Origin of the sequence: Devosia sp. (assembly GCF_035944845.1) — a bacterium.
Classification (GTDB): Bacteria; Pseudomonadota; Alphaproteobacteria; order Rhizobiales; family Devosiaceae; genus Devosia_A.
Genome location: NZ_DASZAW010000053.1, coordinates 1 through 12,478 on the forward strand (window position 1 = coordinate 1; position 12,478 = coordinate 12,478).

Consider the following 12,478-nt stretch of genomic DNA (forward strand, 5'->3'; position numbering starts at 1 on the left):
GCCGAAGGCGGTGGAGGGGGCGGCAGGATACGCCGGTTTTTGGGGCCGCCCCCTCCACCAGCTTCGCTGGTCCCCCTCCCCCGCTGCGCGGTGGAGGACCACTGAGAGCCCGGTGGCTGTTCATATGCGATAGCCCTGCCCCACAAGGGGGGAGGTGCCGCGCCGGTTCACCTGGCATGATAGCAGACAGGGCCTCGACTCTTCACGTCCCCCTTCATGGGGGAGGCCGGGAGGGGGCCGTCTCTATCGGTCGGCGCCTCAAGCCAGCCGCAACAGCTCCACGAAGCGTTTCAGCGCCTTGCTCAGCCCCTTGCGCTTCTTCTGCTCGAGATCGGCGAACAGCGCTTCTTCGAGCTGTTCCCAGTTCGCCGCCAGCACTTCGCGGATGCGGGCGCCGCGTTCGGTGAGGGCGAGGCCCTCGGTGAGGTCGGGGCCGATGGCCTGGCGGGCGACGATGTCCCGCTCGATAAGCCGGGCCAGCCGCGGCTGCAGCGCTTCCGGCTCCAACCCAAGATGCTCGGCCAGCGCCGCCTCGCTCGCTCCGAGTTCGGCGTGCAGCACGAAGATCACCGCGTCGTCGCCAGCTTCGAGGCCGCGATCGAGCAACGGCACCAGCAGCGCCTTGTGGGCCAGCTGTCCGGCTTCGATCAGCCGGTAAAGCGTTGAACGGGCTTCGGGTTTGGTCATGGGTGGATAGATAGACTTCAAGGTGGGTTCGAGCGACATGGGACCCATCCTATCGTTAATCTCAGAGAGACCAAGTGGCGGCATTGTTCACGCTTTGCAGATGACTTATGCCTCGCTGAGGCAGTGTTCGCGACGAGCATGGCCAATCTACACGCTTCAGGTCAGGAACGCATGAGCCAGGACCTCGCCCGTATCCGGGCCTTCGTGCAGGTGTTCGATGCCGGCGGCTTTTCCTCCGCGGCGCGGCAGCACGGGCGCTCCAAGGCGCTGCTGTCGAAATATGTCACCGACCTCGAGGATTATCTCGGGGTGCGGCTGATGAACCGGACCACCCGCAAGCTCAGCCTCACGGAAGCCGGCGAAGCCTACTATCGCGAGGCGAGCCAGTTGCTCCAGCAGCTCGACGACCTCGATGCGACGATCTCGGACCAGACGGCCGAGCCGCGCGGCCTGGTGCGGGTATCGGCGCCGCGCAACCTCGGTGAAACCACGCTGGCGCCGGCGATCTTCGCCTTCATCGCCAAGAACCCGCTGATGTCGGTCGATCTCAGGCTCGAGGATCGCTATGTCGACCTGGTCGAGGAAAGCGTCGACGTGGCGCTGCGCATCTCGACGCTGGCGGACTCCTCGCTGATCGCCCGCAAGATTTCCGACATGCGGCATGTGATCGGCGCCGCGCCGAGCCTGATCGCACGGGTCGGCACGCCGACCTCGGGCGAAGCGCTGCGCAACATGCCCTGCGTGCTCGATACCAACATGCCGTCGCACAGTTCCTGGCGCTTCATCGAGAACGGCGCGCCGGTCTCAGTGCATGTCTCCGGCCCGGCTCGGGTAAATTCTCCGGTGGCGGCGCTGCAGGCGGCGCTCGCCGGCCTTGGGTTCGCCGTATTGCCGACCTACCTCGCTGACCCGCTGATCGCCGAAGGACGGCTGGTTCGTGTGCTCGAGGACAGGATGCCCGAGGGCCCGAGCCTCATGGCCGTCTATCCGCATCGGCGGCACCTTGCCGGCAAGGTCCGCGCGCTGATCGACCATCTGGTCGCATGGTTCGCCGACAATCCGGTCAAATAGGACGGGGCAGGGATGACGGGTTTGTTGCGCAAGCTGGCGGTTGCTGCGATCGCTGTCCTTGGTTTTGTCGGCGCGGCGCAGGCCCACCCCCACATCTTCATCGATGCCAAGGCGACCATCGTCTTCAACGACCGGGGCGAACTCACCGAGATCAGGAACGCCTGGACCTTCGACGAGGCGTTCTCGGTCTGGCAGATCCAGGGCCTTGATACCAATAATGACGGCATCACCTCGTCCGAGGAGATGCAGGAGCTCGCCGACGAGAACGTCAAGAGCCTGGCCGAGTACAACTTCTACACCTCGGCCGGGGAAAGCACTGCCTCGCTGCCCTTCGCCTCAATGGACGACGGCAAGTTCGTCTTTGCCGACAACCGCTCGACCCTGAGTTTTGGTATCGAACCGCAGGGGCCGTACCGGATCAAGGACAAGCTCGAGATCGCCATCGCCGACCCCGAGTACTACGTGGCGATCACCTTCCGCGACGTTTCCGACATCACGCTTCAGAACGCGCCTGCCGGGTGCGGCGTGCATCTCGAGCCGCCGCGCGAGCTGTCGCCCGACCTGCAGGCGCGGCTCTACGACCTGCCCTCCGACATCACCAAGCTGCCGCCCGACCTCGAGGCCGCTGTCCGTGGCACGCAGGGCGCCATCGTCGTCGATTGCTCCGCTGCGGTGACGCCTGCCGCCGCCAGCACCGCCCTCGAAGCGGTGACGCAGGTGGCAGAAGCCAAGCCAGCGATGCCGTTCGGCGGCCCGCCGCCGGAGCCCGGGTTCAAACTGCCGCGCACCGGGTTCCTGGGCTGGGTGCAGAAGATGCAGGAGGATTTCTACCGTGGACTCGAGGGAGCGCTCTCGGCACTGAAGCACGACTGGACGGCGTTCTGGGTGCTGGGCGGGCTGAGTTTCCTCTATGGGGTGTTCCACGCTGCCGGCCCGGGACACGGCAAGGTGGTGATCGGTTCCTACATGCTGGCCAACGAGCGGCAGGTGCGACGCGGCATCGGGCTGAGCTTTGCGGCAGCGATGATGCAGTCGCTGGTGGCGGTGGTGTTCGTCGGCGTGGCCGCGGCGATCCTCGGGTTATCGAGCGTTGCGATGGGCACGGCGGTGGGCTGGATCGAGAAGGCGTCCTACGGTCTCGTGGCGCTGCTCGGGCTGTGGCTGATCGCGCGCAAACTGTTCGGCTGGGGTGGCCATTCGCACGACCACGGGCCCGACCTGACGACGAAGGCGCACCAGCATCTGCACGAGGGCGAGGCGCCGAGGCATGCCCTGCTGAATGAGCGCAAACAAGATTTGGAGCGCGGGCCGAGCTTCAACTTCCGCTCCAGCCTGCAGCCGGCGGGTGGGCCGGCGCTCGATGCCTATGGCCGGCTGCCGGGCGACGTGCATTACGGGCACGACCATGGCGATGACCACGACCATGATCATGACCACGGCCATCACCACGTGGTGACCGCCGATCAGACCGGCGGCGACTGGCGCGAGCAGCTCGGCGTGGTGTTTGGGGTGGGGCTCCGGCCCTGCTCCGGCGCGCTGGTTGTGCTGGTGTTCGCGCTGAGCCAGGGGATTCTGCCGGCCGGCATCGCCGCAGTGTTCCTGATGGGGCTCGGTACGGCCATTACCGTCTCGACGCTCGCCGTGCTGGCGGTCGGCGCGAAGGGCTTTGCCGCCCGCTACCTCAGCGCTGAAGGCAAGCTCGGCAGTCGGCTGGTGTGGTGGGCCGAGCTTTGCGGTGCGCTCGTGGTGTTCGCCTTTGGCGCGGTGCTGCTGCTCGCCAGTTTCTGACCCCGCCGCAAGGTTGCTGGTGAAGCATAGCGTCTCACTCTCACCAGCGGCATTCCCGCGTAGGCGAGAACCCAGTGGGATGCTGCGTAACCCACTGAAGCTGTGAGATCCCGCTGGGTCCCCCGCCTTCGCGGGGATGACGCCCGTGGGAAGGCGAGTCCAATGGTGAAACTCGTTAGAGCCAGATCAGGAAAAGTAAAGAGAACGCCGCCGCGACACCCTTGCACTTGTGTTCGGGGCGCTCGTGACTATGTTGCGCGCCACAGAGAACGCTACCAACTACAGGCCAGCCCATGGCAACCGGACTTCCCGCCGGACACCCCCCGATTGCGACGCCGAAGGTGGGGGTGCTGCTGCTCAACCTGGGCACGCCCGATGGCACCGACTATTGGTCGGTGCGGCGCTACCTCAGCGAGTTCCTATCCGACCCGCGCGTGATCGAATCCCCGCAATGGCTGTGGCAGCCGATCCTGCAGGGCATTGTGCTCTCGACGCGGCCGCAGAAGAGCGGCGAGAATTACGCGCGCATCTGGGACAAGCAAGCCAACGAGAGTCCGCTGCGTGTCATTACCCGCAAGCAGGCGACGAAGCTGCAGGAGCGGCTGGGCAAGAACATCATCGTCGATTTCGCCATGCGCTATGGCAACCCGTCGACCAAGTCGGGCATCGACGCGCTGCAGGCCGCGGGCTGCCACAAGATCCTGTTGGCGCCGCTTTATCCGCAATATTCGGCAACCACCACGGCGACTGCCAACGACAAGGCGTTCGATGCCCTGAAGATGCTGCGCTGGCAGCCGGCAGTGCGGACGCTCCCGGCCTATTTCGACGAGCCGGCCTATATCGAGGCGCTGGCGCAGAGCATTGCCGATGGCGTCGCGGCGCTGGATTTCACCCCCGACGTGATCCTCACCTCGTATCACGGCATGCCGGTGCAGTATCTCGAAGCCGGCGACCCCTACCACTGCCAGTGCCTCAAGACGACTCGGTTGGTGCGCGAGCACCTGGGCTGGTCCGAGGACAAGCTCAAGGTCACGTTCCAGAGCCGGTTCGGGCCGACCAAGTGGCTCGAGCCCTATACCGATGCAACGCTGATGGCGCTGCCGGGGCAAGGCGTGAAGCGCGTTGCCGTAGTGGCGCCAGCCTTTTCGGCCGACTGCATCGAGACGCTCGAAGAGATCGCCATTACCGGCCGCGAGCAGTTCGAACATGCCGGCGGCGAGCGCTATGCCTATATCCCGTGCCTCAATGACAGCGAGTTGGGGATGGAGATGCTGGAGAGCGTGATCCGCAAGGAGCTGGCGGGGTGGGTTTAGGGGGCGGCCAGCTGCGAGTTGGGTCCCAGCTTTCGCTGGGATGACACCGAGTTTTGGGCGCCGTTTGGGTGCATAGATGGCGTGCATCAGAGCAGTGAACGCCGACAGCGCCATGAGTTTCCGCGCGGATGACGACCGGTGGTTGGGGAGCACTCACTTCCCCGAAGTCAGAGCTTCAAATCTTTCAGCGGCCCCGCGACCGACTCCACCATGCCCTTGGTGATCGACTGGGTCAGGTCGAAATAGCCTATCCACGGATCCGGCTCCTGGGCCTTGGCGGCGGCGGCTTCGATGGTGAACAGGTTGGCGGCTTTGAGCGTCTCGAGCTCGTCCCAGCCGACCGGCACGGCGCAGGGGGCGCCGGTGCGGGCCCGGGTCGAGAAGGGGGCGATGGCGGTGGCGCCGCGTTCGTTGCGCAGGTAATCGACGAACATCCGGCCCTTGCGCTCGACCTTGCGGATGTTGGCGGTGAAGCTATCCGGTTCGTTGTCCTCGAGCTTTTGCGCGAAGGTGCGGCAGAACAGCTTGACCAGCGGCCACTCGGTTACCGGTTTGAGCGGCGCGATGACATGGATGCCTTTGCCGCCGGTGACCATGGGGAAGCTCTTGAGCCCCCATTCGCCCAGCACGTCGCGGATATGCAATGCTGCCTGGCGGGTGACCTTGAAGTCGAGCCCTTCGTCGGGGTCGATATCGAAGATGATGCGGTCGGGCGTTTCGAGCGTATCGATATGGCTGCCCCAGATGTGGAACTCGAGGGTCGACATCTGCACGCCGGCGAGGATGCCGGCGAGGTCGACCACGTAGAAATGGTCCTCCTTGTCGCTTTCCTTGAGCTCGATGGCGACGCGCTTCATGGTGTCGGGGAAGCCACCGGTGTCGTGCTTCTGGAAGAACGGCTTGCTGCCGCGCGGCACGCGGACGAGGCTCAGGGCACGCTTTTCGATATGGGGCAGCATGCGCTCAGCCACCGCCTCGTAATAGGCGACGAGCTGGCCCTTGGTGACGCCGCCATCCGGCAGCGCCTCGCGATCCGGGCTGGTGAGCCGGACGCCGAGCCGCTCGGCAACGGCAATACCCATGTCGTCGGTGAGCCTCATGGGTTTGAGCTTAGCCGCTGATTTCCGCTTTGTCGCCACGGGCTTGGGTGGCTTGGTTTCCAGTTTCACCTCCCGCGCCGGCTTGTCCTGCCTCAGGCCGACGAATGAAGGGTGGCGCAATACCCCATCGGGGGTGAACTCGGTGAAATCGACTTCGCCCACCAGTTCGGGCTCGACCCATCTGGCGTGCCGGACGATGTCGCGCGGTACGGTCTCGAAGGGCGGGGTCTTGCGGGCCCGCTTGTCGAGCGCCGCCTGCAGTTCGGCCGAACTCTGCTGGGTAAAGCCGGTGCCGACGCGACCGCGATAGACGAGCTTGCCGCCTTCCCAGGTGCCGAGCAGCAGCGAGGCAAATCCCTTGTGCTTGTCGGATGGGCGCCACCCGCCGATGACGAATTCCTGCCGATTGGTGCACTTGATCTTCAGCCAGCTGCGGCTGCGATCGTGCCGGTAGGGCGCGTCGGCAAGCTTGGCGATCACCCCCTCCTGGTGCGCCTCGCACATCGCCTTGAGCACCTTGTCGCCGTGGCCGCGCACATGGTCGGAGTACTGGACCTCGGCGTTATCCCTGGTTTTGCCGAGCAGCTTTTGCAGCCGCTGCTTGCGCTCCAGCAGCGGCAGTTTCTCGAGGCTTTCGCCATCCTGTTCGAGCAGGTCGAAGGCGAAGTAGACCAGCGGCCCGCCGCTCGACAGCGCCTCCTTGAGCGTAGAGAAATCAGTGCGACCATCCTTGAACGAGCAGATCTCGCCGTCGAGCAGCGCCGAGCCTTTGGTCAGCTTCGACAGCGGTTCGACGAGGCGATGGAACTGTTTGGTCCAGTCGTTGCCATTGCGGGTGAAGAGCCGTACTTCCGGGCCGGCGACCGCCGCGACGCAGCGATAGCCGTCATACTTCATCTCGAACAGCCAGTCGTCGCCGACCGGGACTTCCTCGACCAAAGTCGCCAACTGCGGCTCGCGGAAATCCGGGAGGGCGACGGCCTTGCCGCCGGTCCATACCTTGGACTTGGGTTCCGCCTCGGCCTTCGCCGCGCGCTTCCGCGGCTTGTTGCCTTTGGCGATGCCAGAGAGGTCGCGGCCGGTCTCGACGCTGGTGGTGAATCTCTCGGTCAGCCCGTCGGTATCGGTCGAGTAATCGTCGCGGTGCTTGATCAGCAGCCAGTTTTCGCGCGTGCCGTGTTTGGTCTCCGTGTCGCGGCCCTTCATGTGGACCAGCACCCACTCGCCTTTCATCCGCTTGCCGTTGAGGGTGAATTTCAGGTCGCCGCCGTCGAGCCCGTCATGCGGATCGCCAACCGGTTCCCAGGTGCCTTCGTCCCACAGCATCACGGTGCCGCCGCCATACTCGCCCTCGGGGATGGTGCCTTCGAAGTCGCCGTAGTCGAGCGGGTGGTCCTCGACCCGCACCGCCAGGCGCTTGTCGGCCGGGTTGGTGGAAGGACCCTTGGTGATGGCCCAGCTTTTCAGCACGCCGTCGAGCTCGAGCCGGAAATCATAGTGCAGCCGGGTCGCGTCATGCTTTTGCACCACAAAGCGCAGCGGTTTGCCTTTTCTCGTGCGCTTGGCCCTCGCCCCGGATGGTTCGGCGGTTTTGGCGAAGTCGCGCTTCGCCCGATAGTCCTTGAGTTGTTCGTTCGGGGTGGCCATCTCAGCTCGCCTTCTTGCGCGGCGCCGATTTGGCCGGAGCCTTGCGCGCCGGTTTCGCAGCCGGCTTGGACTTGCCGCCTTCGAGGCTCTTCTTCAGCGCCGCCATCAGGTCGACGACGTTGTCGCCGCGCGGGCTGCGTGAGGGCTCCTCGACCTCGGTAGTGATTTTCCTGCCCTTCGATTTCAGCTTGCGCTGGATCAGTTCGCGCAAGGCGGCCTGATAGTGGTCCTTGAACGCCTTGGGGTCGAACTTCTCGGTCTTCTTTTCGATCAGTGCCGTCGCCACGTCGAGCAGGTCGTCGTCCGTGGATTTGGCTGGGATATCGGAAAAGAAGCTGTCGGACTTTTTCAGCTCGTCCTCGTAATACAGCGTTTCGAGCAGGATGCCCTTGCCGCAGGGCTTGATCGAAACGAGGTACTCCTTGCCGCGTAGCGCCAGCTGACCGATGCCCACTTTCTTCGCCTTGCGCAGCGCATCGCGTACCACCCGGAACGCATCCTCGGCGAGCTCGTCCGCCGGCGTCAGGTAGTAGGGCGTATCGAAGTACATCGGCGGGATCTCGTCCTCGTCGACGAACTGCACCAGTTCGAGCGTTTTCCGCGTTTCGAGCTTCACCGCGTCGATCTCGTCGTCGGTAAGCAGCACGTAGTCGCCCTTCTCGTACTCGAAGCCCTTGCGGATCTCGTCCTTTTCCACCGGGCCGACGCCGTCGACCACCTTCTCGTAGTGGATCGGCTTGCCGGTCGGCTCGTGGATCTGACGAAAGCTCGGCTTGGCGCCGGATTTCGTCGCGGTGAACATTTCTACGGGGATTGAAACCAGCGAAAGGCGCAGCTGGCCCTTCCAGATCGGGCGGGTGGCGGGCATGGGATCAACTCGCGAACGATTGCTTTCGTGGTTCAACGGGATTTGCTGGCCGAGTGTTCCCACCGGATTCGGGGGCCCGACATTGCGCCGACTCCGGCGGGCACATACATGTTTGGGAACGGGTCGGGCATGGAAGGGGACGAGACGATGGACTTTCTGGAACTCGACGGGTTGAGCCTGACACTGATCGCACTGGGCGTGCTGGCGGTGCTGGTGCTGTTCGCCGGCGCCAAGGTGGTGCCGCAGGGCTACAACTTCACCGTGGAGCGCTTCGGCCGCTATATCCGGACGCTGAAGCCGGGCCTGAACCTGATCATCCCGTTCGTCGACAGCATCGGGCGCAAGATGAACATGATGGAGCAGGTGGTCGACGTGCCGCACCAGGAGGTGATCACCCGCGACAACGCCACGGTCACCGTCAACGGCGTCAATTTCTACCAGATCTTCGATGCCGCGGCCGCCGCCTACGAAGTGGCGCAGCTCGAGCTCGCGGTGCAGAACCTCACCATGACCAACATCCGTACGGTGATGGGCTCGATGGATCTCGATCAGCTGCTTTCGAACCGCGACGAGATCAACCATCGCCTGCTCAAGGTGGTGGACGCGGCGGTGCAGCCATGGGGGCTCAAGATCACCCGCATCGAGATCAAGGACATCGATCCGCCAAAGGATCTGGTCGAATCGATGGGCCGGCAGATGAAAGCCGAGCGCGAGAAGCGGGCACTGATCCTCGAAGCCGAGGGCAAGCGGCAGGCCTCGATCCTGCAGGCCGAAGGCCAGAAGCAGAGCCAGGTGCTGGAAGCCGAGGGCCGGCGCGAGGCGGCATTCCGCGATGCCGAAGCGCGCGAGCGGTCGGCCGAAGCCGAGGCCAAGGCCACCGAGGTGGTGTCGAACGCCATCGCCTCAGGCAGTGTGCAGGCGATCAACTACTTCGTCGCCAACAACTACATCCGGGCGCTCGAAAGCCTTGCCAAGTCGCCGAACCAGAAGGTGCTGATGCTGCCGGTCGAGGCGGCCAGCGTCATCGGGGCCATCGGCGGCATCGCCGAGATCGCCAAGGAAACCTTCGGCGCCGAGAAGCCGGCCACCCGGCCGGTCGGCGGCCGTCCACCGTCCAGCACGTAACCGGCGTCACCCGAGGAGGCAGACATGCAGGTCATCGACTTCATCGCCACCCATGGTGCGTGGTCCTGGGTGGTGGCCGGGCTGATCCTCCTGGCGCTCGAACTGGTGGTGCCGGGGGGCGTGCTGGTCTGGCTCGGCGGTGCGGCATTGGTCACTGGAGGGCTGGCACTGTTCGTCAACATTTTCTGGCCGCTGCAGTTCGTCATCTTCGGCGCCCTGGCGCTCTGCAGCATCGGGCTGTGGCTGAAGTTCCGCGGCCCCGGAGTGGTGTCCGACCGGCCGTTCCTGAACCAGCGCGCCAACCGCTTCATCGGGCATGAAGCGGTGCTCGACGAGCCGATCCGCGACGGCATCGGCCGGCTGTCGCTCGACGATACGGTGTGGCGCGTGCAGGGCCCCGATCTGGCGGCCGGCTCGCGGGTGCGGATCGTCGCGGCGGATGGAGGGCTGCTGAAGGTCGAGCCCGCCTGACAAGGTTTCCTTAACCATAAGCTGCAAGGGTTCGTTGACCATTATCGCCCGAGGCGGTGCAGCAGATGCGAACGAGGAAAGACGGCTTTGCCGTCAGCGCTGCGGCGCTGGCGCTGCTTGCGATTCCCGCTGCTGCGGGCGAGTTCACGCCGCTCGGCGACGGCTCGGCCACCAACAATGCCGATCTCATGGGCAATCCGGCGATCGATTGCGCCAGCTGCGTCGCAACGCCGCCCCATGAATCGGGCAATGAACCGTTCGACCTCGACTGGAGCCTCGGGCTGCGCGGCGGCATCAAGGATGAGGGCACCGGCGATGGCCCGACTTACGAGCTGATCGCGCTGCCCGGCGTGACGCTGAAGCATGAGACCATCCGCGGCGGCTATGATGTCGGGCTGAGCGGCGAGCTCAGCTACGACGTCGATGGCAGCGCCCGCATTGGTTCGATCACCGGCACGGCGGGCGGCGAGTATAAGCTCGACGCACTGACGACGCTGACCGGCCGGGGCAACCTCACTGTATCGCAGGATGCGGCCGATGGGCCGGACTACGCCGACAACGTCGCTTCCGCGCCGGTCGTGGTGTCCGGCGATGGCGAGGTCAGCGCGGCGCGTGACCTCGGAGCGTTCAACCTGGCGGTGCGCGGCAGCGCGGGCCGCGAGGTCTTTGGCGAGACCGTTTATGACGACAACTCAACCGCCGACAACAGCTTCCAGAACACCACGGCCTATGGCGCCGGCGCCCGGCTCGGCTATGAACTGACGCCCGGCCTCGTCGCCTTTGTCGACGTGGAAGCGGATACCCTCACCTATGACGCGCCCTCGCCAAGCCTCCTCGTAAAGCTCGACAATGTCACCTATGCCGGCCGCGGCGGGCTCAGCGCCAAGTTCAACGAGACGCTGGAGCTCGAGGGCTCACTGGGTTTCGGCTACACCGATCTCACCGACGGCTCGCTGAGCGATTTCTCCGCCGTGCTTTACGACGCCAAGGCCACGTTCCGGCCCGACGAGACGCTGACCCTGACTGGCGCCTTCACCACGACGATTTCACAGCCCGGCACCACCTCTGGCGCCACCGCCAAGCTCACTTACGCGGCAGCCGGGCAGGTCGAGTACCTGGTGAACCCCTGGCTGAAACTGCGCGCCGATGCGCAGTGGAGCGAGGCGCATTACCAGGGGATCGACAACGACGAATACAACTGGGGCTTTGGCGTCGGAGCGGACTATTTGCTCAACGAACACACCGACCTCACGGCCGACTACAGTTTCCTGAGGACGGAAAAGACCCCGGACCCCGCCACCGACGAGCACCAGGTGACCGTGGGGGTCAAGTTCCACCGGTAGGGGTGCTCCCCTCCCCCTTGAGGGGAGGGGTTGGGGGTGGGGGTCCATCGGTGATCACAGGACCACCCCTCCCTCAATCCCTCCCCTCAAGGGGGAGGGAAGCCCGACTGCGCCGATTGGGAAGATTGGCCCAAGCGCTCACACCAGATGCCGGATCTGCTTGCGGAACGCTTCGGAGAGATCCGGCCGATCGAGCGCGAAGGCGACGTTGGCAGTGAGGAAGCCGAGCTTCGAGCCGCAATCGAAGGATTGCCCCTTGTACTTCACGCCACTGAAATGCTGCTGCGTCATCAGCGTCTGCATGGCGTCGGTAATCTGGATCTCGCCGCCCACGCCGCGCTCCTGGTCGGCGATCAGCGAGAAAATCTGCGGCTGCAGGATGTAGCGGCCCGAGATGATCAGGTTGGAGGGCGCGTCCTCGCGCTTGGGCTTTTCCACCATGCCGGTGATGCGAAAACCTTCGTCGGGCCCGGCGCCGCGCGCCACGACGCCATAGGAGGAAACGTCCTCCATCGGCACTTCCTCTACGGCGATGACGTTGCCGCCGCTCGTCTCATAGGCATCCATCATCTGGCGCAGTACGCCGGGGACGCCCTTGAACACCATATCGGGCAGCAGCAGGGCGAAGGGCTGGTCGCCGACCAGCTCGCGAGCGCACCAGACGGCGTGGCCAAGGCCGAGCGGTTCCTGCTGGCGGGTGAAGCTGGTCTGGCCGGCCGAGGGCAGATCCTTCTGCAACTCACGCAATGCTTCAGTCTTGCCACGAATTTCGAGGGTGTGTTCGAGTTCGTACTGGCGATCGAAATGATCTTCGATGACGCCCTTGTTGCGGCCGGTGACGAAGACGAAATGCTCGATGCCGGCCTCGCGCGCCTCGTCCACGGCGTACTGGATCACCGGCCGGTCGACCACGGTCAGCATTTCCTTGGGCATTGCCTTGGTGGCAGGCAGGAAGCGGGTGCCGAGACCCGCAACCGGGAATACGGCGGTGCGCACGCGATTTGGCAATCAAGGGACTCCTGAACAGGCGGGAGAGGTGGCTATAGGAGGGCTATAAGGCGTTTC

General features: G+C 64.9%; 10 protein-coding genes. 6 read left to right on the forward strand and 4 right to left on the reverse strand.

Annotated elements, in window-relative coordinates:
* Nucleotides 1-258: 258 nt before the first annotated feature.
* Nucleotides 259-726, reverse strand: a complete 468-nt coding sequence (locus VGV07_RS08785) for a MarR family winged helix-turn-helix transcriptional regulator (RefSeq protein ID WP_326868322.1) — start codon at nucleotides 724-726, stop codon at nucleotides 259-261.
* 132 nt (nucleotides 727-858) lie between these two features.
* Between VGV07_RS08785 and VGV07_RS08790 the strand changes: the two genes are divergently transcribed.
* The 3 genes from VGV07_RS08790 (at nucleotide 859) to hemH (ending at nucleotide 4,859) form a co-directional block, all read left to right on the forward strand.
* Nucleotides 859-1,758 (forward strand): LysR family transcriptional regulator, encoded by a 900-nt coding sequence (locus tag VGV07_RS08790; RefSeq protein WP_326868323.1) that lies wholly within the window; start codon nucleotides 859-861, stop codon nucleotides 1,756-1,758.
* Nucleotides 1,759-1,770: 12 nt separating this feature from the next.
* Nucleotides 1,771-3,546: a DUF1007 family protein gene (locus VGV07_RS08795; RefSeq protein WP_326868324.1), complete on the forward strand. Its 1,776-nt coding sequence runs from the start codon at nucleotides 1,771-1,773 to the stop codon at nucleotides 3,544-3,546.
* A 293-nt stretch (nucleotides 3,547-3,839) separates the two neighbouring features.
* Complete coding sequence (gene hemH, locus VGV07_RS08800) at nucleotides 3,840-4,859, forward strand: ferrochelatase (protein WP_326868325.1); 1,020 nt, start codon at nucleotides 3,840-3,842, stop codon at nucleotides 4,857-4,859.
* Nucleotides 4,860-5,026: 167 nt separating this feature from the next.
* Here hemH and ligD read toward each other — a convergent pair whose 3' ends face one another.
* On the reverse strand, nucleotides 5,027-7,606 hold the full coding sequence (gene ligD, locus VGV07_RS08805) for a DNA ligase D (RefSeq protein WP_326868326.1): 2,580 nt from the start codon (nucleotides 7,604-7,606) through the stop codon (nucleotides 5,027-5,029).
* A 1-nt stretch (nucleotide 7,607) separates the two neighbouring features.
* Nucleotides 7,608-8,474 (reverse strand): Ku protein, encoded by an 867-nt coding sequence (locus VGV07_RS08810; RefSeq protein ID WP_326868327.1) that lies wholly within the window; start codon nucleotides 8,472-8,474, stop codon nucleotides 7,608-7,610.
* A 147-nt stretch (nucleotides 8,475-8,621) separates the two neighbouring features.
* Here VGV07_RS08810 and VGV07_RS08815 point away from each other — a divergent pair, with 147 nt between their 5' ends.
* The 3 genes from VGV07_RS08815 (at nucleotide 8,622) to VGV07_RS08825 (ending at nucleotide 11,413) form a co-directional block, all read left to right on the forward strand.
* Entirely contained in the window at nucleotides 8,622-9,599 is a 978-nt protein-coding gene (locus tag VGV07_RS08815) for an SPFH domain-containing protein (RefSeq protein WP_326868328.1), read from the forward strand.
* A gap of 24 nt (nucleotides 9,600-9,623) precedes the next feature.
* Nucleotides 9,624-10,070: an NfeD family protein gene (locus VGV07_RS08820; RefSeq protein WP_326868329.1), complete on the forward strand. Its 447-nt coding sequence runs from the start codon at nucleotides 9,624-9,626 to the stop codon at nucleotides 10,068-10,070.
* A gap of 65 nt (nucleotides 10,071-10,135) precedes the next feature.
* Nucleotides 10,136-11,413, forward strand: coding sequence for an outer membrane beta-barrel protein (locus tag VGV07_RS08825; protein WP_326868330.1), 1,278 nt, complete (start codon nucleotides 10,136-10,138; stop codon nucleotides 11,411-11,413).
* Nucleotides 11,414-11,551: 138 nt separating this feature from the next.
* Here VGV07_RS08825 and galU read toward each other — a convergent pair whose 3' ends face one another.
* The gene (gene galU / locus VGV07_RS08830) at nucleotides 11,552-12,421 is read right to left on the reverse strand and encodes a UTP--glucose-1-phosphate uridylyltransferase GalU (RefSeq protein WP_326868331.1); all 870 of its coding nucleotides are present in this window, start codon (nucleotides 12,419-12,421) and stop codon (nucleotides 11,552-11,554) included.
* Between the last annotated feature and the right edge of the window lie 57 nt (nucleotides 12,422-12,478).